A 25,243-nucleotide genomic window follows, 5' to 3' on the forward strand; every position below is an offset into this window, starting at 1 on the left:
CTCCTGACGCGGTGCGCGTACGGACGTTCCTAGGGGGTGCGCAGCCGGCGCCGGGCGGAGTAGCCGGCCAGGCCGACGGCGATGAGCAGGGTGGCCCCGTTGAACAGCGGCGTGGCCCAGAAGTCGGCGCCGAGCTGGCCGATGCCGGCGAGGCCGATGGCGAGGACCGCGACCGCCACGACGGTGCCGAGGGCGTTGACGCGGCCGGGTTTGATGGTCGTGGACCCGAGCAGGGCGCCGACGAACGCGGGCAGCAGGTAGTCCAGCCCGACGCTCGGATTGCCGGTCTGCTGCTGGGCGGCGAGGAGGACCCCGGCGATGCCGGTGACCAGGCCCGATCCGGCGAAGGCGTAGACGGAGTACCGGTGGCCGGGGATGCCGATGATGTCGGCGGTGCGCCGGCTGGAGCCGATGACGTACATGTACCGGCCGAGCGGCAGCCGTTCCAGGACCACCCAGAGCGCGGCGGCGAGGGCCAGGACGTAGTAGGCGGGCAGCGGCAGGCCGAGGAACCGGGAGTCGTAGAGGCCGGTGAAGGCGGTGGGCAGGCCGTCCGGGCCCGGGACGATCCGGGACCCGTCGGTGACCCAGCCGGTGACGGCGTACATCATGCTGCCGGTGCCGAGCGTGGCGATGAAGGAGTCGATCCGCACGTACTCGACGATGACGCCGTTGAGGACGCCGACCAGCGCCCCGCCGAGGACCACGGCGAGGCAGGCGAGCGGCCAGGGCCAGCCCGTGTCGACGATGAGCTGCAGCACCATGACATGGGCCAGGCCGAGGCCGTAGCCCATGGACAGGTCGAACTTGCCGGTGGCGATGGGGATGGTCGCACCGAGGGCCAGGATGGCCGGGATCGACTGGTTGGACAGGATCGAGGAGACGTTGTCCCGGGTGGGGAAGGTGTCCGGCAGGACGAGGGAGAAGACCAGGAAGAGCAGCACGGCGAGGATCAGCAGGCCGTAGGTGCCGAGGTGGTGACCCCGCAGGTGGTCCAGCGGGGACCGCGGTGAGGAGGAAGGGGTCATGGTCACCGGTCCGTCGTGGGGCCGGTGATCGCGGACATGGCCGAGGCGGTCCGGGTGAGTTCGGCGACCGTGAGGGCCGCGCCGCTCAGCTCCGTGCTCACGTTCCCGCGGACGAACACCAGGGCGCGATGGCACACGTCGGCGACCTCCTCGAAATCGGTGGAGATGAGCAGGACCGCCAGGCCCGAGGCCAGCGCGTCGTCGAGCAGCCGGTGGATGGTCGCCTTGGCCCCCACGTCCACACCGGCGGTCGGCTCCTCCAGGACGAGCAGGCGCAGGTGCCCCCGGAGCCACCGGCCGACCATGACCTTCTGCTGGTTGCCGCCGGACAGGGTGGCGATCGGCACCTCGCTGTCGCGGGGGTGCACCGAGAACCGGTCGATGAGGGCGGTGGCCCGCGCGCGCTCGCGGCGGGGGCTGATCCAGTGCACCGCCGGCGCCCCGGACGCGCGCGGGTTCGCCAGGAAGTTCTCCCGTACGGTCAGGTCGGCGGCGCAGCCCTCTTCCTGGCGGTTGGCCGCCACGAAGCCGACGCCGGAGTCGAGCGCGGAGTGGACCGTACGCGGGTGGTACGGGCGGCCGTCGAGCAGCACCTGCCCGCCGAGGACCGGCAGGGCGCCGGCGAGGGCGCGGCCCAGCTCCATGTGGCCCGCGCCGGTCAGGCCCACCATGCCGAGGATCTCACCGGCCCGCAGCTCCAGGTCCACCTCTCCGGTGGACGCGGTCCGCACCCTGTCGAGGCTCAGCAGGGGCGGGCCGGCGGCCGCGGGAGAGCCCGCCCGCCCGGTCGGCGCCCGTCCGGCCGGTGCGTGGCCGACGATCGCGTGCACCAGCCGGTCCGGGCTGTGACCGGCGAGCGGGCCCCGGTCGACCAGCCGCCCGTCCCGCAGGACGGCGAAGGTGTCGGCGACCCGGTATACCTCGTCGAGCCGGTGGGTGACGTAGAGGATGCCGTGGCCCCGGTCGCGCAGGGTGTGGAGTACGTCGAAGAGCCGCGCACAGTCGGCGGCGGGGAGGGTGGCGGTCGGCTCGTCGAGCACGATGAGCTCGGCCCGGGTGGCGAGGGCGCGGGCGATGGCGACGAGCGAGCGTTCGGCGGGGCCGAGGCGGGCGACCCGGGCGTCGGCGTCCAGGTGCCCGGCGACGATCCGCAGGGCCTCGTCGCAGCGCTGCCGGGCCCGCCGCCAGGAGATCAGTCCGAGGCGGCGTGGGTATCCGGTGCCCAGGGCGATGTTCTCGGCCACCGTCATCCAGGGGACGAGCCCGAGGTCCTGGTGGATGAAGGACATGTTGCGGGTCGCGGCGTGGCCGGCGAGGGGATGGCCGGCCACCGTGACCTCGCCCGTGTCGGCCCGGTGCACCCCGGCGAGCACCTTGATGAGCGTGGACTTTCCGGCTCCGTTGGGGCCGAGCAGGGCCAGGACGCTGCCGCGCCGGATGTCGAGGTCGACCGAGTCCAGCGCGAGCGTGCCGCCGAATCGTTTGCTCAGGCCGCGCACGCGGACGAGGGGTGCGGCACCGGACTGCGAGGGTGGGCTCGCCCAGGTGTCGGGAGCGTCATGCACGGACTTCTCCGGGGGTCGGCCTCCGAGTTCTTCCCGACGGTACGGGCACTCTACGGGGGCAAGTCGGTACATTCCCGGTATATCGAGGCGCTGTCTGACCCCATTGGCCGAACGGCCGGGGTCCGGGGGTCATGCCGCGGCCAGGGAGCACTCGGCCCAGATGACCTTGCCGTCGGTGGTGTAGCGGGTGCCCCAGGACTGGGCGAGCTGCGCGACGAGGAACAGGCCGCGGCCGCCCTCGTCGGTGGTGGCCGACAGGCGCATGCGCGGGGCGCTGCTGCTGGCGTCGTGCACCTCGCAGATCAGATTGCGGTCGTGGATGAGACGTACCCGGATGGGCGCGGTCCCGTACCGGACGGCGTTGGTGACCAGCTCGCTGAGCAGGAGTTCCGTGGCGAACGCGGACTCCTCCAGCCCCCACCGGTTCAGCTGGTTCACGGAAGCGGCGCGGACCTCGGAGACGAGGGCCGGGTCGGCGGCCAGCTCCCAGGTGGCGATCCGGTCCGCGGGGACGGCGTGGGTGCGGGCGACGAGGAGCGCGATGTCGTCGTCGGGGTGCTCGGGTGCCACGGCGTCGAGGACGGCCTGGCAGGTTTCCTCCGGGGCCCGGTCCGCGTGGGCCAGCGCCCGGTTCAGGGCGTCGAGGGCCACGTCGATGTCGCGGTGGCGGTCCTCGATGAGCCCGTCGGTGTACAGGACGAGCTGGCTGTGCTCAGGGAGCCGGATCTCGACCGACTCGAAGGGCAGCCCGCCGAGGCCGAGCGGGGGCCCGGCGGGCAGGTCGAGGAGGGACACCGTGCCGTCGGGGTCGACCAGTGCGGGCGGCGGATGGCCGGCCCGGGCCATCGTGCACAGCTGGGAGGTGGGGTCGTAGATGGCGTACAGGCAGGTGGCGCCCACGATGCCGGTGCTGCCGGAGCCGGGACCGTCCCCGCCCTCCTCCCGGTCCAGGCGCACCATCAGGTTGTCCAGGTGGGTGAGGAGCTCGTCGGGGGCCAGCTCCAGCTCGGCGAAGTTGCGGGCGGCGGTGCGCAGCCTGCCCATCGTGGCGGCGGCGTGCAGGCCGTGGCCGACGACGTCGCCGACGAGGAGGGCGACCCGCGTCCCGGACAGGGGGATGACGTCGAACCAGTCGCCGCCCACGCCCGACTCGGCGGGCAGATAGCGGTGGGCGACCTCGACGGCGCTCTGCTCGGGCAGGTCGCGGGGGAGCAGGCTGCGCTGCAGGGACAGGGCGAGGGTGTGTTCGCGGGTGTAGCGGCGGGCGTTGTCGATGCAGAGGGAGGCGCGGGCGGCGAGTTCCTGGGCCAGTGAACGGTCGTCGTCCCCGTACGGGGCCGGGTCCTGCGAGCGGTAGAAACTGGCGACGCCGAGGACGGCGCCACGGGCGAGCAGGGGGACCGTGATGAGGGAGTGGATGTTGTGGGCGAGGAGCCGTTCGGCGTGCTGGGGGTCCTGGGCGATCCAGCCGAAGGCCGCCCGCAGATCCTGTTCGAGTACCGGCTGCCGGGTGGCGATGCAGCGCATGTGGGGCGTGGTGGGCCGCAGGCTGATCTGCGCGCCGACCGGGTAGAAGGGGCAGTCCTCGCGGATGCCGTGGACCACCGTGCGCTGCATCTCGGTGGTGGGATGGGGGGACTCCTCCCCGAGCAGTACGGCCGTCGGCAGGTCGATCGTGACGAAATCGGCCAACCTCGGGACGGCCGTCTCGGCGAGCTCCCAGGCGGTGCGGCTCACGTCCAGCGTGGTGCCGATGCGGTTGCTGGCCTCGGCCAGCAACTCCAGGCGTCGGCGCGCCGCGACGGCGTACTTGCCCACCTCGGGCTCGCCCACCAGCACCAGCCCTCTGACCCGGCCCTGGTCAGGGCCGGTACGGGGGCGGAGCGCGGGCGGCGCCGCGCCGCCGGGGGTGGGGGCGGGGGAGTGCGGGTGGGTGGGGGCCGGGGCGTGCCGCTCCGTGTCCTCGGGGAGCAGTGCCTCGACGACGACCCCCTCCACCCCGGCGGCGCTCGTCACGGGGCGGCTGACCAGCGTGACCCACCGGCCGCGGGACAGGGGTACCTCGGCGGCGGCCCGCCGGTCCCCGGACATCAGCTCCGTGGCCTTCTCCTTCAGGGTCGCCTGGTCGCTCTGCTCCAGCTCGCTCTGGAGGAAGTCGACCATCGCGACGGGGTGCCCGTCGAGTCCGTGCTCGCTGCCCAGGGCCAGGTTCGCGGTGTCGAGGTAGGCCTGCAGCAGGCCGTGCTCGCGCACCGAGCTCTGATCCATCAGGCGCCGTTCGATGGCTTCGGCCGCCTTGCGCACCACGGGGATCAGCGCCGGGTCGGCCTCGGTGTAGGGGTAGCCGAGGCACAGGACGCCCTGGATGTGCCCGCTGAGCTGGTCGCGCAGGGGGATCGCGGTGCAGGCGCTCGACTGGGACCGCTCGGCGAAGTGCTCGGCGCCGTACACCTGGCACAGTCGCCGCTCCGCGAGGCTGAGGCCGATGCCGTTCGTCCCGGCGACCTGTTCGGCGAAGACGAACCCGGGGACGGTCTGGATCGGGGCGAGGCGGCGGAGCATGGACTTCTCGCCGAAGCGGCGCGCGAGCACCATGCCGTGGCCGTCGGCGAGGCAGATGTTCGTCTGGCTGCCCGCGAAGATGGCCTGGAGCCGGTCGAGCACGGGCTCGGCGGCGCGCAGCAGCGGACCGTCCAGGTCCACGTCCTCCTGGAAGGGGAGCTCGGACTGGTCCGGCGACAGCCCCAGCAGACGGCTGCGCTGCCACGAACTCAGGATCGGACTTCTCACGCTCCCCTCGACCGACTCGCCCTGCAGGAATCGGTCACGGAAGCGCACGGGGCCGATGCGGTCCCCGACGACCCCCATGTGCATCACGTCCCCTCACCGGAGCGCCCTCGATCACAGGATTTGAGTATATTCCTCACATTTCGGCGATGAGTAAGGGAGCGAAGTGATCAGCGGGCGCGGGCGTCACAGGATCGCGACCGGATTGACGGGTGAGCCCGTGCCGCCGGGGACGTTCAGCGGTGCCACGACGAGCAGGAAGGCGTAACGGCCCGCTTCGGCGCACGCGGCGGAGAGCGGTTCGAGGTCGAGGTTGTCCAGCAGCGGAACCCCCATCGCCGTGACGGCGAGCGCGTGGACGGGGGAGTGCAGCCCCTCGACCGGCGAAGGCCGTACGTCGCTGTCGCCGTCGCCGCCCAGCAGCGCGACGGCCCGCTCGGCCAGCAGCGGCAGGGCGTGCACGTGCCAGCCAGCGCTCGCCGCGTCGGGGTTCCAGGGGCCGAGCTCCCGGCGCCGGCGCAGGGACCCGGAGCGCAGCAGCACCGCGTCGCCCTCCCCGACGGTCACTCCGAGCGCCTCCTCCGCGGCGACGAGGTCCCGGGCGTGCACCGCACGGCCCGGTTCGAGCCATTCGACGCCGAGGACGGCGGGCAGGTCGACCAGGACACCCCGCGCGACCAGGGGGCCGAGCGCCGACACCGCTCCGAAGCGGGCACCCGCCGCACCGACGTGCTCGCGCGCCGCGCGCCCGTCGTACAGTTGCCCCCGGTAGGCGATGTGTGACAGCGCGTCGAGGTGCGTCACGGCCTTGCCGTGGTAGTCCGCGGCGAGGAAGTCCTTGTGGACGGACGGTTCCGGGGCCTGCACGTCGCCGAGGTCGGACATGTAGTGGAGCGCGGGCCTCGCGTTGTCCGGGCCGGGGCGGGTGTCCCACGGGCGTGCCATCGGGACGACCGTCCCGTCCCGGACGGTGGCGGTGGCCCTGCGCGCGTGTTCCGCCGTCACCCGGTTCCAGGCTCCGCGGTCGGCCGCCGCCCACCGGCCCCACGTACGGACCGCCGCGAACAGCGCGTCGAACTCCTGCCGGGAGACGGCGGGCCCGTTCGCCGGCCCGCCGACGGGGACGTCGCTCATGTCCCCAGTGTCCGGCGGTCCGCGTCCCGGCGCTGGCCGGGAGACGTTCTCCGCCGAAGGGGCCGCCGGTCGCCCGCGCTAGGGTGCGCACGTGAGCTTCCACGTCGTCATAGGTCATGGCCCCGCCGGCGCCGCCACCGCTCGGCTCCTCGCCGAACAGGGCCATACGGTAAAGGTCGTCACCCGATCGGGCCGAAGCCCGGAACCCGGCATCGAACACGTCGCACTGGACGCGTCGGACACCGAGCGGCTGACCGGCGTCGCGCGCGGCGCGGCGGCGATCCACAGCTGCGCCGCGCCGCCCTACCACCGCTGGGCGGCCGACTGGCCGCCGCTGGCCTCCTCGCTGTGCGCCGCGGCCGAGGCGACCGGGGCCGTACTGGTCATGCTGGGAAACCTCTACGGCTACGGCCCGGTGGACGGCCCCCTGACCGAGGACCTGCCGCTCGCCGCCACCGGCACCAAGGGCCGGGTCCGCGCCGCGGTCTGGGAGCAGGCGCGGAAACTGCACGAGCAGGGCCGGATCAGGGCGGTCGAGGTACGCGCCTCGGACTTCTTCGGACCCGGCGTCACCGAGGGCGGCCACCTCGCCGCCCGGGTCGTGCCGCCGCTGCTGCGCGGCAGGCCGGTCACCACGCTGGGGGACCCGGACGCCCCGCACAGCTGGACCTATCTCCCCGATGTCGCCCGGACGCTGGCCGAGGTCGCGAACGAGGAACGCGCCTGGGGACGCGCCTGGCACGTCCCGACCCAGCCGGCCCGGTCCGTACGGGAGATGGTCGGGCGGCTCTGCGCCCGGGCGGGAACAGGCCCGGTCCCCGTGCGCGGGCTCCCGTCCGCCGTGGTGGGCGTGGCAGCGCTCTTCTCCCCGCTGATCCGCGAACTGAAGGAGATCCGCTACCAGTTCGACCGTCCCTTCATCGTGAATTCGAGCGCCTACGAGGCGGCGTTCGCGGTACGGTCCACCCCCGTCGACGAGCAGGTCGAGGCGACCGTGGAATGGTGGCGCGGACGGCTCGCGGCCGGTGACCGACACGGGTGACGAGACAGGGATGGGCCACATGGAGGACCCCGGAAGGCCGCGGCGGGACGACATCGCCGTCGTGGGGATGGCGTGCCGGTTCCCGGGAGCACGCCATGTGAACCAGTACTGGCGGCTCCTGACGGCCCCGCAGCCACAGTTCGGAGCGGTCCCGGACTCGCGGTGGCGCACCGCGGCCTTCCGGAGCGACGACCTCAGGGACACCTCGTCGGCGTACACGGACACCATGGCGCTGCTGCCGGACGTGGGCCACTTCGACGCGGCCCACTACGGCATCCCGCCCCGGCGGGCCCGGGCCATGGACCCCCAGGCCCGGCTGCTGATCGACCTCGCCCGCGAGGCCATCCAGGACGCGGGATGGGAGGCCGACGGCTTCGACCGCGAGGAGACCTCGGTGATCACGGCGCTCACCGAGGGCGGCTACCGCGAACTCAGCACCATGCGGATCCGGATGCGCCAGCTGGCCGGCGGCGAGTTCGGGGCGCGGCTCACCCACCCCCGCCTGCCGGAGGCGGTCCGCGCCGTCGACGGACTCAACGGCACTTCCGTCGCCGGACTCCTGCTCAACATGGGCCCCAACACCATCAGCTCGGTCTTCGACCTGCACGGCGAGAGCTACGCACTGGACTCGGCCTGCTCGGGCGGCCTCATGGCCGTGGCCAACGCCGTGCACGCACTGCGCGCGGGGCGCTCCCGCATCGCCCTGGCGGGCGGCGCCCAACTGGTCCTCACCCCCGACCTGCTGGTCGGGCTGTGCCGGATCGGCGCCATCTCGCGCAGCGGCCGCTGCCTGCCCTTCGGCGCCGGGGCCGACGGCTTCGTCCTGGGCGAGGGCGCCGGAGTCCTGGTGCTGCGGCCCCTGAGCGACGCGCTCGCGGCGGGCGACCGGGTCTACGCCGTGATCCGCGGCGTGGGAACGGCCAACGACGGGACCGTGCAGGGCGGCATGCACCCCCGGGCGGCCGGTCAGCTCCGCGCCCTGCGCCGGGCCTACCGGGACGCGGGACTCGCCCCCGACGCGGTGGGCTACCTGGAGGCGCACGGCACCGGAACCACGGTCGGCGATCCCGTCGAGCTCGCTGTCCTGCGCGAACTGCGCGGTGAGCACGCCGAACCCGCCTACCTCGGCGCGGTGAAGGCGGTGGTCGGCCACTCGCTGAACTCCGCGGGGATCGCCGGGCTCATCAAGTCGGTCCTGGCCGTGCAGCGGGGCGTGATACCCTCGCAGCCGGAGTGCGAACCGGCCGATCGCGCCGGGCTCGACGCCGCTCGGCTGACCGTGGCGACGACCCCGGTGGCGTGGCCGGACCGCGCCGGTCCGCGCAGGGCGGGGGTGAGCGCCTTCGGCTTCGGCGGCACCGGCGTCCACCTGGTGGTGGAGGAGTGCACCACGGCGCCGCGATCCGGTCCGGCAGCACCCACGGCGCCGGACGGCGGACCGTACGTGCTGGCCCTCAGCGCGCGCGACCGGGACGGCCTGGCCCGCTACGCCCGGGAGCTCGCCGACACCCTCGCCGAGGACCGGCCCCCGCTGGCCGCGGTGGCGGACACCCTCGCCCGCCGCACCCCCCTCACGCAGCACCTCACGCTGGTGGCCCGGGACGCCGCCGACGCCCGCGCCCGGCTGACGGCGGTGGCCGCCGCCGTCGAGGCGGGCCGTACCGGGGAGCTCGGCGACCTCGCGGCCGCCTCCGGCGCCGTGTCCCGGCCGCCCGTGACGGTACGAACACCTCCCTGCACCCTGCCGCCGAGCCCGCTGGCCCCGCGCCGCCACTGGGTCGTGGACGAGACGGCGCGCGAGCTGCCGGATCCCGGCGAGGCGATACCCGCGACACCCGCGATACATGAGACACCCGCGACATCCGCGACACCCGCGACAGCCACGGCCGCCGCGGCAGCCGTGCCCGCCGCGTCCGCCGTCTCCCTCGTGCTCGAAGAGGTCTCGCGGACCGGTGTCTTCCCCCTCTCCGAGCTGGGCGGGCACCTGACCCTGGTGGCCGATCTCGGATTCGACTCCCTGATGCTGCAGGAGCTCGGAGTCAACATCGCCAAGCGGATACCGGGCTTCCGGTCCGAGGAGCTGTTCTCGCCCGGACTCACCGTCGACCGGCTGGTCGCACTGGCGGATCCGGACCCGGATCCGCACACCGGCCGGGACCGCAGGGCATGGGACGCAGGGACGGCCGTCATCGACGCGTTCCCCGAAGTCGGCGAGTTCGAGCAGCGCCTCGACGAGATCACCGGCAGCGGCGCGGCCAACCCGTACTTCCGGGTCCACGAGGGCAGCATCCGGGACACGACCGTCATCGGGGGCCGCACCCTGCTGTCCTTCGGGAGCTACAACTACCTCGGGCTCTCCGGCCATCCCGCCGTCGACGAGGCCGTGCACCGGGCGGTGGACCGGTACGGCACCTCGGTCTCCGCGAGCCGCGTCCTGTCCGGCGAACGGGACCTGACCGTACGGCTGGAGCGGGCGCTGGCGGACTTCCTCGGAGTCGGCGACTGCCTGACCCTGGTGAGCGGCCACGCCACCAACGTCACCGCGATCGGGCACCTCGTCGGCCCCGGAGACCTGGTGGTGCACGACGCGCTCGCCCACGACAGCATCCTCCAGGGCTGCGCCCTGTCCGGGGCGGCGCGACGCCCCTTCGCCCACAACGACATGGGGCAGCTGGAGCACATGCTGCGGCTCAACCGCCCCCGGTTCCGGCGGGTGCTGATCGCCGTCGAGGGCGCCTACAGCATGGACGGCGACCTCGTCGACCTGCCCGCCGCGGTCGAGCTGAAGAAGCGCTACGGCGCCCTGCTCATGGTCGACGAGGCCCACAGCATCGGCACGGTCGGCGAACGCGGCCGGGGAGTCGGCGAGTTCTTCGGCGTGGACCGGTCCGACGTGGACCTGTGGATGGGCACCCTCTCCAAGTCCTTGGCCAGCTGCGGCGGTTACCTCGGCGGCTCGGCCCGGACGGTGCGCTGGCTGCGCCACACGCTCCCCGGCTTCGTCTACAGCGTCGGCCTGACCCCGGCCAACGCGGCCGCGGCGCTGGCCGCCAGCGAGCTGCTGACCGAACAGCCGCAGCGGGTGCAAGCGCTCAGGCGGAACGCGGAGCTCTTCCTGCGGCTCGCCGCCGGAGCCGGTCTGGCGACGGGCACCAGCGGGGGCACGCCGATCGTGCCGTGCATCCTCGGCGACTCGGCGCGGACCCTGCGCGTCGCGGACGGCCTGTTCACCCGGGGCGTCGTCGCGGACCCGATCTTCCACCCCGCCGTGGAGGAGGGGCTGTCCAGGCTGCGGTTCTTCATCACGAGCGAACACCGCGAGGAGGACATCGGTCGGGCCGTGTCCGTCCTGGCCGAGGAGGTGGCGGCCGCCGGGCGGTAAGCCGTCCATCTCAGATCAGGGTGCGTTCGATGCGGCTGAGCGTGGCGCTCCTGGCGGGATCGCCGTCCTCGCCCGCCGTCGCGGCGGGGTCCGCCGACCGCTGCCGGCCGGCCGCGCCGATCCGCTGGGACAGGAGGTAGGCGATGATCTCCGCCTCCTGCTCCTGGACGTCGTCGTAGGTCGCGCGCAGGAGCATGTCGCGTACGAGCTGGGGGTCGAGGTTGGGGAAGAGGAGGCGCGCGGCCGCCTCGTCCAGCCCGCCCGCCCCGCGATGGCAGCAGATGATGTGGCCCAGCTCGTGCAAGATGATGTGCTCCTGATGCGCGCCGGTGGTGTTGGCGTCGTAGAAGATGAGGTCCTCGTCGCGAGCGGCCACCCACATGCCGCACGGATGCGACGAGGGCATCTGCATCGGGACCAGCGTGATCGGACGGTCGCGCACCTCACCGAGATGGCGGCACAGTTCGGCGACGTCGGCGGCCGCCGGCAGATCGAGATCGGCGATCCGCTGCGCGCCGGCCTTGCGGAGCTTCTTGAGCCGGCTGCGGCGCTCGTGGTCGGCCGCCCGCTCCTTGCGGGCGCCCCTCATCCCGGCTCGGAGGGGTCGGCGACCGGGGGCAGGCCCTGCATCTGCCGGTACTGGTCCATGATGGCCGTGATGGCCTGGAGGTTCTCCTTCTTCATCCCGGCCGCCCGCATCGCCACGGCGCGTACCCCGGACTGGCGCAGCGCCTCGATGGCGGCGAGCTCGCCGAGCACGGATTCGGCGACCTTGTCGTCGAAGAAGTAAGCGACCGAGACCCCGAAGAAACGGGCCAGGGCGGACAGCAGGTCGGGTGACGGGTTGGAGCGCTTCCCCGTGCGCAGCTGCGACAGGTACACACCCCCGACCTTGAGTTCGGGGTTGACCCGCTTCAGCTCGTCCGCGACCTCGGCGTTGGTCCAGTGCCTGCCCTTGGGGCGGACCGTTCGGAAGAGGTCGTCGAGGCGCGTCGCGAGCAGGGGGCGTTCCTCACTCCCGTTCTCGGAGTCGTTCTCGGTCCCGGTCACGGTGAACCATCCTCCCGTCGCCTGTCGTATAGCCCTCAGCTATTCGTCAGTTTCACAGATTAGCTGTCAGTTGACAATTGACCAGGACTCGGCGAACGTGGGGTCCAGCCGATAGCTGGCAGCTAACTTGCGCTCACGGGGGACGCACGTTGGTCGCCGGTGATATCGGACTGGCCCGGCCCTCGGGGGATGGGCCGGGCCAGTACGGGCGGGAGCAACCCGTCCGGCCGCCGCGAAAGCGGGGAAACGGGATACCCGCCCGGTTTGACGGGGGATGCAAACCGGGCGGGAGTTCTCAACTCGCCTTGTCGAGCTTACTGTAGGCAGCTGCCACTTGGGTGAGCCATGCCAGCTCTGCCGCGAAGTTGTTCGTATCACGGTCGTCGAAGTCGCCGGCGTCCTTGTTGTTCCGGGGCACCGTGTGGGTCAGTTTTGCCTGCAAGGCGCGCTTGATCTGTGCAGCTTCGGTGAAGGCCTGCCGCGATTCCGCGCTCACCTCCTTGGCCGGATCACGACCCCCGTCGGCGGTGCGGTCGATGTACGGACGCAAGTCCCGCCAGCCGTCCCGTATTTCGACGACCCTGCGGTGCAGGCGGTAGTCGAGGTCGGACACCGAGGCGCCGGGCGGCTCCAGCGCGATGTCCGGGGAGGACTCGTACAGGTCCCGCCAGAGCGGGTAGAGCGCCCGGTACGACCGGTAGGTGCGGGCCCACTCCAGGAGCCGGGTCGCCGCCGGACCCCAGGAGGAATTGGTCAGGCTGAGCGAGAGCATCACGATGCCCGCCGCGCTGAAGACCGACGCGGCCACCTTCCAGGCGCCGATGTCGACCCCGGCCGCCGCCGTCAGGATGTTGACCGTCCTGGCCAGGCAGTAGAGGAACAGGACCACCGCGGTGACCGAGAGCAGCCGCAGCGCCTGGCGCAGCGAGGCGTTGCCGGTCATCCGGGCGTACGGCCCGCACTGGAGGTAGATCGTGACGCACGGGATCGCCTGGGAGGCGATGAACGCCAGGAGATAGGTGAGCAGCAGCGGCTCGCTGGTGCCGTCGAAGTCCGAGGCGGGCCGGCCCGTGCCGTCGGCGAGGAAGAAGAGGGCCGTCAGCAGCACGTCGAGCGCGATACCGGTGATCACCCAGTAGCGGGTCCTGCGTACGGCGCCCTCGTCCGCGGCCGCCCACCGCAGAAGGATGATCTGCGCGCTGACGCAGAAGGCCACCGCCGACAGGTGCATGAGCAGGACGGCGAGGTTGGCCACCCCCAGGAGGGGCGCGCCCCCCATGGCCAGGGCCCCCATGGTGAAGGTGAGGCACTGGAGCAGCAGGGTGGCGATCAGCGTGCGGTACGCGCCGTCCTTCCAGCTGCGGCGCGCCTGGAACAGCCGGTAGACGAGCGCCGCGTACGAGGAGAGCGCCGCGATGACGAAGCAGAGGGTTCTGGTGGTGTTCACGTCCTGGTTTCCTGCCGGTGCCGCGCGGGCGGTGGACGGGTCAGTCGGTGCTCTCGGCCGGGGGGACCACCAGGCCGATGCTCTCGGCGGCCACGGCGATGGCGTAGTCGAAGAACGCGGCCTCGTCCCGGACGCTGTCGTGGGTACGGCTGAAGACCTGGAACACCAGGAGGCCGATCAGGCTGCTCCACAGGACGATGCCGCGCTCGACGATGTCCGAGAACGGGGCCCCGGGCGCGCCGCCGAAGAGCTGCAGGGCCTCGGGCCGGAGCAGCGGCGGGCCGGGCACCGGCCGCCGGGGCGGGGTGAGTTCACCGGCCTCGAGCGCGGAGCGCACGATGGCGGCGAGGACCGCGGGGGTGCGCGACGCAGGCGGGACCGTGTCCTGCGGGGCGTGGTAGCCGGGTACGGGAGAGCCGTAGATCAGGGTGAACTCGGCCGGGTTGGCGAAGGACCACCGCCGCAGTGCGCGGGTGACCGCCAGCAGCCGTGCGCCCCCGGACCCGCCGGCCGCCGCGGCGGCGCCGTCGGCCTGCTCCATCGCCTCGCCGGACGCGTCGTAGGCGTCGATGACCAGGGCGGTGAGCAGGTCGTCGCGGTGCGGGAAGGCGGCTTCGACATCGGCGACGGGAAGGCCGCTGTCGCGCGCCACGGCATCCAGGGACAGCCCGGCGGCGCCCGCCTCCACCAGCTGCTGACGCGCGATGTCCTTGATCACCGCAGCCCGGGTGATGTCGTCTTCCTCGGTTGGACTGATTGCGGAAACATCCATGCCGGAACCGTACCCGCCGGCAACTGCGGCCGTGCGTACGGTCTTTCGAACGCCCTGGTCATGCGCTGTGATCCGGCCACCGGGCGGGTACGGAACGTTCCGGGCGAATGCGGCCCGGCGGCGGGCGTCAGCCCTCGGGCAGCGTGCTCGGGCCGCCGGTCAAGGAGACGTGCAGGCCGTCCGGCCGGACCTCGGCGGAGGTGGCGGCGAGCCCGAGCGGGTACTCCTTCGGCTCGCCCGACTGCGGGCCGAAACCGCCGCCGGCGATGCCGAGCCGCTCGGTGGGGACGGAGCGGCCGAAGAGGGTGAGCCCGTCGACGGCGAGCGTGACCTTGCCGTCCGCGAGCACCGGACGCAGCGTCAGCCGCCCGAGGCCGCCCGGGCCGACGTCCGCGAGGACCGTCCCCTTCGCCGGGTCGGTGGTGACCGCGGCCACCGCCACGGCCGGGACGGCGCCGCGGATCGCGGCGGCGAGGGACTGTGTGGAGACCGTCACGTCGGCGCGGGCGGCGCCGACCGTGGTCGTCCCGCCGAGGCGGACGTCGTCCAGCCGGGCCCGGACGCGGACCTGGGAGAGCCGCCCGACCCGGGCGTCGTCGCTGCTGATGTCGAGCCGGGGGATGCTCTCGTGCGCCAGGTCCCACAGGGCGGAGCCGCCCGCGACACCGACCGTCACGTCGTCGCCGAGGCCCGGAGCCGCTTTCGCGACACGGCTCTGGATGTGGTGGCGGACCGTGTACTCGGCCGCGCCGGTGGCGGCGACGGCCGGCAGGAGCACGGCGGCCGTGACCGTGAGGACGGGACGGCGGCGCAGGGCGGCCCGGATCCGTGCCAGGGGGCGCTTCATCGCCGTTCTCCTCGGGCGGGTGCGAGATCGGGGGCGGTGCCGGACGCGGTGGCGGGATCGGCAGCGGGATCCGCTGCCGTATCCGGTGCGGCGGGGGGCCCTTCCGGGTCGAGATGCGGAAGCAACCGGTCCAGCCAGCCGGGAAGCCACCAGTTGGCGCGTCCGAGGAGGTACATGGACGCGGGCACCAGGAGCAGGCGGACCACGGTGGCGTCGATGATGACACTGACGCCGAGGCCCAGCGCGAGCATCTTGACGGCGACGTTCGTGGAGAGCAGGAAGGCCAGGAACACGCTGGTCATGATCAGCGCCGCGCAGGTGATGACGCGGGCGGTGGCGGCGAGGCCGGTCGCGACGGCCAGGTGGTTGTCCTCGTGCTGCAGCCAGGACTCGCGGATCCGGGAGAGCAGGAAGACCTCGTAGTCCATGGAGAGCCCGAAGACGATCGCGAACATCATCATCGGTACGTAGGACTCGACGGGCACCTTCTCGGTGACGCCGAACAGCGCGCCGCCCCAGCCCCACTGGAAGACCGCCACGACCACGCCGTAGGCGGCGGCGATGGAGAAGAGATTGAGCACGGCGGCCTTGAGCGCCACCAGCGGGCTGCGGAAGACGGTGAGCAGCAGCAGGAACGCGGCGGTGACCACCACCGTGATGATGAGGGGCAGTTTGGCGGTGAGGGTGTCGGTGAAGGTCTGGGCGGCGGCGGCCGTACCCGTGACGTAGCCGGTGGTTCCGCTGCCCGACAGCGTTCGCGGCACCGTCTCGTCCTGCAAGGTGTGGATCAGGTCGGCGGTGGCCGCGTCCTGCGGGCCGGTGGTGGGCACGACCGTGGTGATGAGCAGGGCGTGGTCGGGGCTGGGCACCGGGGGAGTGACGGAGGCGACGCCCGGTACGGCGGCCAGCTCGCGCCGGAGCGAGGCCGCGAGGTCCTGGCGCAGGCCCTCGCTCTCGACGTGGCGGCTGTCGAGGTGGGTGACGACGGTGAGCGGGCCGTTGGCACCCGGGCCGAAGCCCTCGGTGATCAGATCGTAGGCGCGGCGGTCGGTCCTGCTGGTGGCCTGGGCGCCGGCGTCGACATGGCCGAGCTGCATGGACGCGACGGGGACCGCGAGCACGCCGAGCACGAGCAGGCCGCCGACCAGGAAGAGCCACGGGCGGCGGCTCACCCGGACGGCCCAGCGGTGCCAGACGTCCGCCTCGCCGGTGGGTTCCGCGACCGGCCGGCGGACGTGGAAGCGGTCGATGCGGCGGCCGAGCAGACCGAGGAGGGCAGGAGTCAGGGTCACGGACGCGGCGGCGGCCACGAGGACGCTGAGTCCGGCGGCGACACCGAGGGCGCCGATGAATCCCACGCCGGAGGCGCACAGCCCGCCCAGCGCCATGGCCACCGTGGCGGCGGCGACCAGCACGGCCCGGCCGCTGGTGGCGACCGTACGGCCGACCGCCTCGGCGGGTTCGGCCCCCGCGTGCAGCAGGGCCCGGTAGCGGGTGGCCAGGAAGAGCGCGTAGTCGATGCCGACGCCGAGGCCCATCATCGCGGCCAGGGTAGGGGCGGCCTGGGCGAAGTCGAACCGCCCGGCGAGCAGTCCGAGCCCGGCCAGGCTCACGGACAGCCCGAGCACGGCCGTCACCAGGGGCAGGCCGGTGGCGGCGACGCTGCCGAAACCGATCAGCAGCACGAGCACGGCGACGGCCAGACCGATCGCCTCCGAGGCGCGGTCGGCGGACTTGGGCGTGGCCAGCTGGCCGAGCGGGGCACCGTACTCGACGGTGACGCCGTCGGCGCGCAGCGGCTCGACGGCGGTGTCCACCCCGGCGAGGTAGGCGGGGTCGAAGCCCGCCGGGTTGCCGTCGAAGCGGACGGTCACCTGGGCGGTCGCGCCGTCCGCCGAGACCGCCCCGGGGGTGGTCAGCGGGTCGCTGACCGACAGGACGTCCGGGAGCCGGCCCAGGTCGGCGACGGCCGCCTCGATCGCCGCCCGGTGCTCGGTGACCGCACCCGCGTCGGAGGTGAGCACGAGGGCGGAGGCCGTGCCGCCGGACCCGGTGGTGTGGGCCGTCAGCAGGTCGGCACCGGTCTGGGTGCTGGTGCCGGGGAGGGAGAAGCTGTCCGCGTAGGTCCCGCCCCAGGTGTGGTTGGCGAGCCCGAGGCCGACCAGTGCCAGTACCCACAGGGCGACGACCCGCCAGGCGTGCCGGGCGCACCAGCGTCCGCTCCGGTGGAGGAGTCCCGGCCGCCGGGCCGATTCAGTGTTCATGGGGCCACTGTGCGCGGTGTGTGTAAGGGAGGCGTGGGCGCATTGTTCGGGGAAGGTAAGGGAGCCGCCGCGGCACCCGGGTGCTCAGGCGGCGGGGGCCGGCGGGAGGGTGACGGTGAAGCAGGCACCGCCTTCCGGGCCGTGTCCCTCGACGCGGATGACGGCGCCGAGCCGGCCGGTCAGGCGGTGGGCGATGGCCAGCCCCAGCCCGCTGCCGACCGGGCGGGTGCCCCGGTAGCGCTCGTGGAGGGCGCCGTGGTCGAAGGCGACGCGTACGTCGTCGTCGGTCAGGCCCGGCCCGCCGTCGCGGACCTGCAGCTCGGCCCCGCCGCCCGCGGCGGCCGGGCGGACGGCGAGGACCAGGGGAGCGCCCCCGGGCGTCACGCGCAGCGCGTTCTGCACCAGGCCGTCGATCAGCTGCCGGACCCGGAAGGCGTCCGTCGCGACGACGACGGGCGCCTGCGGCCGTTCGAGCCGCAGATCGACACCGTGGCGTGCGCACAGGCCGGTCCAGAACGCGGCGGCCTCCGAGACCAGCGCGCGCAGGTCCGCCGGGGCCACGTCGAGGCGGAAGTCGTCGGCCTCCAGCCGGGCCAGGTCCAGCAGGTCCCCCAGGAACCGGTCCAGACGCCGGGTCTCGTCGGCCAGGATGCCGCCGACCTCGGACACCCGGTCCGGTTCGATCAGGCCGTCGGCGAGCGCCTCGGCGTAGCCCTGCAGCGCGGTCAGCGGGGTGCGCAGATCGTGGGAGACCGAGAGCAGGAACTCCCGCTGGCGGTTCTCGCTGTGGGCCAGCGCCGCGTCCAGGACGTTCAGGGCGCGCCCGATGTCGGCGGTCTCCCGGGGCCCGTCGACCGGGGCCGGTACGCCGCGTTCGCCGTCGGCGAGCCGGTGCGCGATCTGCGCGGCCGTCACCAGCGGACGGGCGATCCGGCGGGCGAGGAGCGCTCCGGCCAGGGCCGCGCCGAGCATGCCGAAGACCAGCGGGACGATCACGTTGCGGCGGATCCGGCTCGTGTTCTCGGTGACGACCGCGTACGGCTCGGTCAGCACGACGGCGCCGCCGCGTACGCCGGGCTGCCCCACCAGCAGTACCTCCTGACCGCCGAGGATGCCGGTGGTGGAGACCGGATCCCCGGCCAGCAGGGCCGACCTGGACCTCCGGTCGACGGCCGGGCCGGCGGTTCCGCGCACGGTGCCGTCCGCGGTGATGACCGCGAGCTGCACCTCGTTGGGCCCCGCCAGGACCTGGGCGCCGGTGAACAGCGCCTCGGACACGGCAGGCAGCCGGCTGAGGACCTTCGCCTGCCGGGTCAGCTGGTCGCGTTCGCGCTGTTCGGCGCCGTGCGCGGCGGTCTGCCAGGCGATCAGCCCGGTCAGGGCCACCGCGAGCGCGGCCACCACGGTGGTCAGCACCACGATCTTGCGGGCGAGGGAGCCGCGGTGCGGCCCGGTGCGGGGGGCGCCGTTCACGGGCCGGGGGCCGTCGCGCTGTACCCCACGCCGCGGACCGTACGGATCGGGCTCGCGTCGCCGAGCTTGGCGCGGACCTGCGAGACGAAGACGTCGACCATGCGGGTGTCGCGGTACCCGGCGTACCCCCACACCTGGGCGAGCAGTTGTTCACGGGTGAAGACCTGGCCCGCGTGCCGGAGCAGGTGGGCGAGCAGATTGAACTCGGTCGCGGTGAGCTCGACGGGCTCGCCGTCGCGGCGCACGGTGCGGCTGACCGGGTCCACACTGAGCCGGCCGCCGTTCCCGGGCGGCGGTCCGGGCGGGCCCGCCGCCCGGCGCAGTACGGTCTTGACCCGGGCGACCAGCTCGCGAGGCGAGAACGGCTTCGTCAGGTAGTCGTCCGCGCCGAGTTCGAGGCCGAGGATCCGGTCGGCCTCCTCACCACGGGCGGTGACCAGCAGGACCGGTGTCCAGTCACCGGCGTCCCGCAGGGCGCGGCAGAAGGCGATGCCGTCCATACCGGGCAGGCCGATGTCCAGGACGATCGCCACCGGACGCATGCGCCGCGCGGCCGCGAGACCGGCGGCGCCGTCGGCCTCGACGTGGACACCGAAGCCTTCCCGGGTCAGATAGAGGCGCTGCACGTCGGAGATGTGGCGCTCGTCCTCGACGATCAGCACGAGGCCCCTGGACTCCGTCATCACTGCCCTTCAGCCGCGGTTGGCAGCACCGATGCTAACCGCGCCGCTCCGCCCTTCCGGCGGGCGCGCCGCCATCCGTACATTCCCCGAACAATGCGCCGACCGTGCTCCGGGTACGGCGCGTGCGCGCCTTGCCCGGAGCACGCGCCGCCTCAGCCGTGGCCGAAGCGGGGCGGGCGCTTGTCCACGAAGGCGGACATGCCCTCCTTCTGGTCGGCCGTGGCGAAGACCGCGTGGAACAGCCGGCGCTCGAAGCGGACGCCCTCGGTGAGCGTGGTCTCGAAGGCCCGGTTCACGGCCTCCTTGGCCATCATCGCGACCGGCTTCGACATCCCGGCGACGGTCTCGGCGACCGCGAGGGCCTCGGACAGCAGCTCGTCGGCCGGGACGATCCGGGACACCAGACCCGCCCGTTCGGCCTCGACCGCGTCCATGGTGCGGCCCGTCAGGCACAGTTCCATGGCCTTGGCCTTGCCGACGGCCCGGGTGAGCCGCTGGGATCCGCCGATCCCCGGGATCACCCCGAGCTTGATCTCGGGCTGCCCGAACTTCGCGGTGTCCGCGGCGAGCAGGATGTCGCACATCATGGCGAGCTCGCAGCCGCCGCCCAGGGCGTAGCCCGAGACCGCCGCGAGGGTGGGCGTACGCACCTGGCCGAGCCGGTCCCACGCCGTGAACCAGTCCGAGAGGTACATGTCCATGTAGGTGCGCGGCCGCATCTCCTTGATGTCGGCGCCCGCCGCGAAGGCCTTCGCGGAGCCGGTCACGACGATGCAGCCGACCTCCGGGTCCCGGTCCAGTTCCTCCGCGGCGGCCACCACCTCGGTCATGACCCGGAGGTTGAGGGCGTTGAGGGCCTCCGGCCGGTCGAGGGTGAGGACGGCCACCCGCCCCTTGCGCTCCAGCAGGATGGTTTTGTAGGTCATGCGGGTGTTCCGTTCCGGGGTCGCAGGGTGTGGACGATCGCCGAGAAGTCGAGGCCGGCGCCCTCGCCGGCGGCGAAGTCGGCGTACAGCTCGGCGGCCTTCAGTCCCAGTGGCGCCGCCACCCCGCCGGCCCGCAGGGCGTTCGCCGCCAGGGCGAGGTCCTTGGCCATGAGGGGCGCGGCGAAGCCGGGAACGTAGTCACGATTGGCGGGGCTGCCCGGGACCGGTCCGGGCACCGGGCAGTTGACGGTCAGGGCCCAGCACTGGCCGGAGGCGGTGGAGGCCACGTCGTAGAGCGCCTGGTGGTCCAGGCCGAGGCTCTCGGCGAGGACGAAGGCCTCGCTCACCCCGATCATCGAGACGGCGAGGATCATGTTGTTGCAGATCTTCGCCGCCTGTCCGGCGCCCGCCGTCCCGCAGTGCACGGCCTTCTTGCCCATCGCGCCGAGCACCGGCTCGGCCGCCGCGAACTCCTCGGCGCCGCCGCCCGCCATGAAGGTGAGGCTCGCCGCCTCCGCGCCGACCACCCCGCCCGAGACGGGCGCGTCCAGGGACCGGTGACCGGCCGCCCCGGCGGCCTCGTGGGCCGCCCGCGCGTCGGCCACGTCGATGGTCGAGCAGTCGACGAACAGGGTGCCGGGCCGCGCGGCGGCCAGCAGCCCGCCCTCCCCGTACAGGGCGAGGACGTGTCCGCCCGCCGGGAGCATGGTGATCACCACATCGGCCTCGGCGGCCGCCGCGGCGGCCGACACGGCCGGCTCCACCCCCGTCGCGGCGGCGGTGGCCAGCAGCTCCGGCACCAGGTCGAAGCCGAGGACGCGATGTCCTGCCTTCACCAGGTTGGCCGCCATCGGGCCGCCCATGCGGCCCAGTCCGACGAACGCCACGGTCCTGCTCACCAGGGCACCTCCTGAGTCGAATCCGTCCGGGACAGCTGCAGTTCGCGCGCGCCGAGCGGGGCGAAGAACCGTTCCACGTCCGCCGGACCCACCTCCGCGAGGGAGGGCGGCGACCACCGCGGGCTGCGGTCCTTGTCGATGACCTGCGCGCGGATCCCCTCCACCAGGTCGGGGGAGGACAGCGCCGCGCAGGAGATCCGGTACTCCTGCTCCAGGGCCCGCTCCAGCGGGCCGAGCACGCGCACCCGGCGCAGGGCGGCCAGGGTCACCTTCAGCGCCGTGGGCGACTTGGTCCGCAGCGTGGCGGCGGCCTCCTTCGCCGCCGGGGCGCCGCTGTCGAGCAGGCGCTCCACGATCTCCTCCACCGTGTCCGCCGCGTAGCAGTGGTCGATCCATGCGCGGTCGGCGTCGAGCCCGCCGGCGGGCGCCGGACCGACGTACCGTTCCAGCACCTCGTGCACGGAGGCCCCCGCCAGGTCCGCGGCCAGCCGCGGCAGCAGTTCCGAGGGCACGAAATGGTCGGCGAGCCCGCACAGCAGCGCGTCCGCCGCCCCGGCCTGCGCCCCCGTCAGGGCCAGATGGGTGCCCAGTTCGCCGGGAGCGAGCGCCAGCAGGTACGTGCCGCCGACGTCGGGGACGAAGCCGATGCCGGTCTCGGGCATGGCCACGCGGGAGCGTTCCGTGACGATCCGTACGGTGCCGTGGGCCGAGATTCCGACGCCGCCGCCCATGACGATGCCGTCCATGAGGGCGACGTACGGCTTGGGGTAGCGGGCGATGCGGGCGTTGAGCCGGTACTCGTCGCGCCAGAAGCCGGCCGAGGCCGTACCGCCCGTGCGGGCGTCCTCGTGGATCGCGCGGATGTCGCCGCCCGCGCACAGGCCGCGCTCACCGGCGCCCGCGATGACGACGGCCGAGACGTCCGGGTCGTCCTGCCAGCCGGCGAGCGCCTCGTCGATGCGCAGCACCATGGCGTGGGTGAGGGCGTTCAGGGCCCTGGGGCGGTTGAGGGTGATGTATCCGGTGCGGCCCTCGGTCCGCAGGAGCACGTGGTCCCGGTCGTGGCCGTCGTCCCCGGTGGATCCGTGGTTCATCGCAGGGCCTCCGTGAGCCCGCGGGCGACGATGATGCGCATGACCTCGTTGGTGCCTTCCAGGATCTGGTGGACCCGAAGGTCGCGGACGATCTTCTCGATGCCGTACTCGCTCAGATAGCCGTAGCCCCCGTGGAGCTGCAGGGCCCGGTCGGCCACCGCGTAGCCGGTGTCCGTGGCGAACCGCTTGGCCATCGCGCACAGCTGCGGAGCCAGCGGGTCGCCCCGGTCCAGCGCGTCGGCCGCCTGGCGGACCAGGGCGCGGGCCGCGGCCAGCTCGGTGGCCATGTCGGCGAGCCGGAACTGCAGGGCCTGGGCGTCCAGCAGCCGGGCCCCGAACGCCTCCCGGTCGGCCAGGTACGCGAGGCTGCGGTCCAGCGCGCTCTGCGCACCGCCCAGCGAGCAGGCGGCGATGCCGAGGCGGCCGCCGTTGAGGCCGTTCATGGCGATCCGGAAGCCGTCGCCCTCGGCGCCGAGCCGCCGGCCGGCGGGGACGCAGACCCCGTCGAGGACCACCTGGCGGGTGGGCTGGGCGTTCCAGCCCATCTTCCGCTCGTTCGGGCCGAAGGAGACCCCCGCGTCCGCGCGTTCGACGACGAACGCGGAGATGCCGCCCGGGCCCTCCTCGCCGGTGCGCGCCATGACGATGTAGACCTCGGCGGCGCCGGCGCCGGAGATGAACTGCTTGACCCCGGTCAGGACGTAGCCGTCGTGCGTGCGCTCGGCCCGGGTGCGCAACCGGGCCGCGTCGGATCCGGCGCCCGGTTCGGTGAGGCAGTAGCTGCCCAGCGACCGTGCGGAGCACAGATCGGGCAGCCAGCGGGCCCGCTGGTCCGCGTCCCCGTACCGGTCGATCATCCAGGCGACCATGTTGTGGATGGAGAGGTATCCGGCGATGGAGGGGCAGCCGGTGGCGAGGGTCTCGAAGACGAGGACGCCGTCGCCGCGGCCGAGACCGCTGCCGCCGTGTTCCTCGCGGACGTAGACGCCGCCGAGCCCGAGGTCCGCCGCCTTGCGGATCACGTCCAGCGGGAAGTGCTTGTCCTGGTCCCAGGTGACGGCGTACGGGCCGAGCTGCTCCTGGGCGAAGTCCAGGGTGACCTCGGCGAGGGCGAGCTGATCGGGGCTGAGGGTGAGGGTCACCGGGCTCATCCCATCGTCGGGATGGTGAAGCTCGCGCTCTCCTTGGCTCCGGAGGGCCAGCGCGAGGTGACGGTCTTGGTACGGGTGTAGAAGCGGATCGAGTCCGGGCCGTGCTGGTTCAGGTCGCCGAAGCCGGACCGCTTCCAGCCGCCGAAGGTGTGGTAGGCGACGGGGACGGGGATCGGCACGTTGACGCCGACCATGCCGGCGCCCACCCGGCGGGTGAAGTCGCGCGCCGTGTCGCCGTCGCGCGTGAAGATCGCGACGCCGTTGCCGTACGGGTGCTCGGTGGGCAGGCGCAGGGCCTCCTCGTAGTCGGCGGCCCGCACGACGGACAGCACCGGGCCGAAGATCTCTTCGCGGTAGATCCGCATCTGCGGGGTCACGCGGTCGAAGAGGGTGGGACCGGCGAAGAAGCCGTTCTCGTGTCCGGGCAGGGTGAACCCGCGGCCGTCCACGACGAGTTCGGCGCCCTCCGTGGCCCCGATGCCGACGTAGCGGTTCACCCGGTCGAGGGCCTCCCGGCCGACCAGCGGCCCGAAGTCGGCCTCGGGATCGTCGGAGCGGCCCACGCGCAGGGTGGCGATGCGCTCCGCCAGCTTGGCCACCAGGGCGTTCGCGGTCTCCTCGCCGACGGGGACGGCGACGGCGATGGCCATGCAGCGCTCGCCCGCGGAGCCGTAGCCGGCGCCGATGAGGGCTTCCACGGCCTGGTCGAGGTCGGCGTCGGGCATCACGATCATGTGGTTCTTGGCTCCGCCGAAGCACTGGGCGCGCTTGCCGTGGGCCGCGGCGGTGGCGTAGACGTGCGCGGCGATCGGGGTGGAGCCGACGAAGCCGAGGGCCTGCACGCGCGGGTCCTCGAGGAGGGTGTCGACGGCCTCCTTGCCGCCGTTGACCACATTGAGCACGCCGGGCGGCAGGCCGGCCTCCAGGAACAGTTCGGCGAGCCGCAGCGGTACGGAGGGGTCGCGCTCGGAGGGCTTCAGGACGAAGGAGTTGCCGCAGGCCAGGGCGGGCGCGGCCTGCCACAGGGGGATCATCGCGGGGAAGTTGAAGGGGGTGATCCCGGCGACCACGCCGAGCGGCGAGCGCAGGGAGTGCACGTCGATCCCGGCGCCCGCGTTGTCGGTGAACTCGCCCTTCAGCAGGTGCGGGACACCGGCGGCGAACTCGACCACCTCCAGCCCGCGTTGCAGGTCACCGTGGGCGTCGGCGACGGTCTTGCCGTGTTCGGAGGACAACAGCCGGGCGAGGGAGTCGCGTTCGCCCTCGACCAGCTGGAGGAAACGCAGCAGTACGCGCGAGCGGCGCTGCGGGTTCCACTGCCCCCAATCGGCCTGCGCCTCCTCGGCGTTCGCGATGGCGGCCTCGGTGTCGGCCCGCCCCGCGAGCGGGACGCGGGCCTGGACGGAGCCGGTGTTGGGGTCGTACACGTCGGTGAAGAGGCCGGAGGATCCGGTGGTGTGCTTGCCGCCGATGAAATGGGTGAGTTCACGGACCATGGGTGCCTGCTCTCGTCAGGTTGGATCCGGGGATGGCACGGCCGACCGGCGGGCGGCACCCGATCGGGTGCGCCGCAGGGGAAGGCCGTGGGACTGGGTCGAAAGGGACGACCTACGAGCGTGCGAACGTGTGCGCGCGCTCCGCCGGATCACCAGGGTCGTGGGTACAAACCGGTGCCATGCGTGTCTGCTCCATCCTCGTG

The 25,243-nt window shown here is 73.3% G+C and carries 19 protein-coding genes; 2 read left to right on the forward strand and 17 right to left on the reverse strand.

Annotated features, from left to right (window positions below; genetic code table 11):
* Positions 1-29: 29 nt before the first annotated feature.
* The 4 genes from ACXNSR_RS36440 to ACXNSR_RS36455 form a co-directional block, all read right to left on the reverse strand.
* Positions 30-1,028 carry an ABC transporter permease gene (locus ACXNSR_RS36440; RefSeq protein ID WP_458639609.1) on the reverse strand — a complete coding sequence of 333 codons (999 nt, stop codon included), beginning with the start codon at positions 1,026-1,028 and terminating at the stop codon, positions 30-32.
* 2 nt (positions 1,029-1,030) lie between these two features.
* Entirely contained in the window at positions 1,031-2,593 is a 1,563-nt protein-coding gene (locus tag ACXNSR_RS36445) for a sugar ABC transporter ATP-binding protein (protein ID WP_458639610.1), read from the reverse strand.
* A gap of 129 nt (positions 2,594-2,722) precedes the next feature.
* Positions 2,723-5,461 (reverse strand): SpoIIE family protein phosphatase, encoded by a 2,739-nt coding sequence (locus ACXNSR_RS36450; RefSeq protein WP_458643488.1) that lies wholly within the window; start codon positions 5,459-5,461, stop codon positions 2,723-2,725.
* A gap of 105 nt (positions 5,462-5,566) precedes the next feature.
* Positions 5,567-6,514: a cyclase family protein gene (locus ACXNSR_RS36455; protein ID WP_458639611.1), complete on the reverse strand. Its 948-nt coding sequence runs from the start codon at positions 6,512-6,514 to the stop codon at positions 5,567-5,569.
* 91 nt (positions 6,515-6,605) lie between these two features.
* On the opposite strand from ACXNSR_RS36455, the gene ACXNSR_RS36460 reads away from it, so the two are divergent.
* Both ACXNSR_RS36460 and ACXNSR_RS36465 read left to right on the forward strand, forming a co-directional pair.
* Positions 6,606-7,556, forward strand: coding sequence for an NAD-dependent epimerase/dehydratase family protein (locus ACXNSR_RS36460; RefSeq protein ID WP_458639612.1), 951 nt, complete (start codon positions 6,606-6,608; stop codon positions 7,554-7,556).
* Between the two features lie 19 nt (positions 7,557-7,575).
* Positions 7,576-10,938, forward strand: a complete 3,363-nt coding sequence (locus tag ACXNSR_RS36465; protein WP_458639613.1) for an aminotransferase class I/II-fold pyridoxal phosphate-dependent enzyme — start codon at positions 7,576-7,578, stop codon at positions 10,936-10,938.
* A gap of 10 nt (positions 10,939-10,948) precedes the next feature.
* Here ACXNSR_RS36465 and ACXNSR_RS36470 read toward each other — a convergent pair whose 3' ends face one another.
* The 13 genes from ACXNSR_RS36470 to ACXNSR_RS36530 form a co-directional block, all read right to left on the reverse strand.
* Positions 10,949-11,527: a toxin gene (locus tag ACXNSR_RS36470; protein WP_458639614.1), complete on the reverse strand. Its 579-nt coding sequence runs from the start codon at positions 11,525-11,527 to the stop codon at positions 10,949-10,951.
* On the reverse strand, positions 11,524-11,988 hold the full coding sequence (locus tag ACXNSR_RS36475) for a helix-turn-helix domain-containing protein (RefSeq protein WP_458639615.1): 465 nt from the start codon (positions 11,986-11,988) through the stop codon (positions 11,524-11,526). Before ACXNSR_RS36475 ends, ACXNSR_RS36470 begins: the two co-directional genes overlap by 4 nt.
* Before the next feature lie 295 nt (positions 11,989-12,283).
* Positions 12,284-13,435 (reverse strand): MAB_1171c family putative transporter, encoded by a 1,152-nt coding sequence (locus tag ACXNSR_RS36480; protein ID WP_458639616.1) that lies wholly within the window; start codon positions 13,433-13,435, stop codon positions 12,284-12,286.
* A 40-nt stretch (positions 13,436-13,475) separates the two neighbouring features.
* Complete coding sequence (locus ACXNSR_RS36485) at positions 13,476-14,207, reverse strand: TetR-like C-terminal domain-containing protein (protein WP_458639617.1); 732 nt, start codon at positions 14,205-14,207, stop codon at positions 13,476-13,478.
* A 127-nt stretch (positions 14,208-14,334) separates the two neighbouring features.
* Entirely contained in the window at positions 14,335-15,054 is a 720-nt protein-coding gene (locus ACXNSR_RS36490) for an LmeA family phospholipid-binding protein (protein ID WP_458639618.1), read from the reverse strand.
* Positions 15,051-17,318, reverse strand: a complete 2,268-nt coding sequence (locus tag ACXNSR_RS36495) for an MMPL family transporter (protein ID WP_458639619.1) — start codon at positions 17,316-17,318, stop codon at positions 15,051-15,053. Before ACXNSR_RS36495 ends, ACXNSR_RS36490 begins: the two co-directional genes overlap by 4 nt.
* Positions 17,319-17,402: 84 nt before the next feature.
* Positions 17,403-18,791, reverse strand: a complete 1,389-nt coding sequence (locus ACXNSR_RS36500) for a HAMP domain-containing sensor histidine kinase (RefSeq protein WP_458639620.1) — start codon at positions 18,789-18,791, stop codon at positions 17,403-17,405.
* A complete protein-coding gene (locus ACXNSR_RS36505; RefSeq protein WP_458639621.1) occupies positions 18,788-19,474 on the reverse strand; it encodes a response regulator transcription factor in 687 nt (228 codons plus the stop codon). The genes ACXNSR_RS36500 and ACXNSR_RS36505 overlap by 4 nt, the downstream gene beginning before the upstream one ends.
* Before the next feature lie 152 nt (positions 19,475-19,626).
* A complete protein-coding gene (locus ACXNSR_RS36510; protein WP_458639622.1) occupies positions 19,627-20,400 on the reverse strand; it encodes an enoyl-CoA hydratase in 774 nt (257 codons plus the stop codon).
* Positions 20,397-21,299, reverse strand: coding sequence for a 3-hydroxyisobutyrate dehydrogenase (gene mmsB / locus ACXNSR_RS36515; RefSeq protein ID WP_458639623.1), 903 nt, complete (start codon positions 21,297-21,299; stop codon positions 20,397-20,399). Before mmsB ends, ACXNSR_RS36510 begins: the two co-directional genes overlap by 4 nt.
* Positions 21,296-22,393, reverse strand: coding sequence for an enoyl-CoA hydratase/isomerase family protein (locus tag ACXNSR_RS36520; protein WP_458639624.1), 1,098 nt, complete (start codon positions 22,391-22,393; stop codon positions 21,296-21,298). The genes mmsB and ACXNSR_RS36520 overlap by 4 nt, the downstream gene beginning before the upstream one ends.
* The gene (locus ACXNSR_RS36525; protein ID WP_458639625.1) at positions 22,390-23,544 is read right to left on the reverse strand and encodes an acyl-CoA dehydrogenase family protein; all 1,155 of its coding nucleotides are present in this window, start codon (positions 23,542-23,544) and stop codon (positions 22,390-22,392) included. Before ACXNSR_RS36525 ends, ACXNSR_RS36520 begins: the two co-directional genes overlap by 4 nt.
* Complete coding sequence (locus tag ACXNSR_RS36530; protein WP_458639626.1) at positions 23,541-25,040, reverse strand: CoA-acylating methylmalonate-semialdehyde dehydrogenase; 1,500 nt, start codon at positions 25,038-25,040, stop codon at positions 23,541-23,543. Before ACXNSR_RS36530 ends, ACXNSR_RS36525 begins: the two co-directional genes overlap by 4 nt.
* Positions 25,041-25,243: the final 203 nt, after the last annotated feature.

It is taken from the genome of Streptomyces sp. NC-S4, from assembly GCF_054353315.1.

Coding starts and splice junctions, on each gene's coding strand:
- ACXNSR_RS36485 (WP_458639617.1), bottom strand. CDS start 14,207: ATGGATGTTTCCGCAATCAGTCCAACCGAGGAAGACGACATCACCCGG.
- ACXNSR_RS36520 (WP_458639624.1), bottom strand. CDS start 22,393: ATGAACCACGGATCCACCGGGGACGACGGCCACGACCGGGACCACGTG.
- ACXNSR_RS36525 (WP_458639625.1), bottom strand. CDS start 23,544: ATGAGCCCGGTGACCCTCACCCTCAGCCCCGATCAGCTCGCCCTCGCC.
- ACXNSR_RS36465 (WP_458639613.1), top strand. CDS start 7,576: ATGGAGGACCCCGGAAGGCCGCGGCGGGACGACATCGCCGTCGTGGGG.
- ACXNSR_RS36450 (WP_458643488.1), bottom strand. CDS start 5,461: ATGGGGGTCGTCGGGGACCGCATCGGCCCCGTGCGCTTCCGTGACCGA.
- ACXNSR_RS36440 (WP_458639609.1), bottom strand. CDS start 1,028: ATGACCCCTTCCTCCTCACCGCGGTCCCCGCTGGACCACCTGCGGGGT.
- ACXNSR_RS36510 (WP_458639622.1), bottom strand. CDS start 20,400: ATGACCTACAAAACCATCCTGCTGGAGCGCAAGGGGCGGGTGGCCGTC.
- ACXNSR_RS36505 (WP_458639621.1), bottom strand. CDS start 19,474: ATGACGGAGTCCAGGGGCCTCGTGCTGATCGTCGAGGACGAGCGCCAC.
- ACXNSR_RS36470 (WP_458639614.1), bottom strand. CDS start 11,527: ATGAGGGGCGCCCGCAAGGAGCGGGCGGCCGACCACGAGCGCCGCAGC.
- ACXNSR_RS36495 (WP_458639619.1), bottom strand. CDS start 17,318: ATGAACACTGAATCGGCCCGGCGGCCGGGACTCCTCCACCGGAGCGGA.
- ACXNSR_RS36530 (WP_458639626.1), bottom strand. CDS start 25,040: ATGGTCCGTGAACTCACCCATTTCATCGGCGGCAAGCACACCACCGGA.
- ACXNSR_RS36455 (WP_458639611.1), bottom strand. CDS start 6,514: ATGAGCGACGTCCCCGTCGGCGGGCCGGCGAACGGGCCCGCCGTCTCC.
- ACXNSR_RS36490 (WP_458639618.1), bottom strand. CDS start 15,054: ATGAAGCGCCCCCTGGCACGGATCCGGGCCGCCCTGCGCCGCCGTCCC.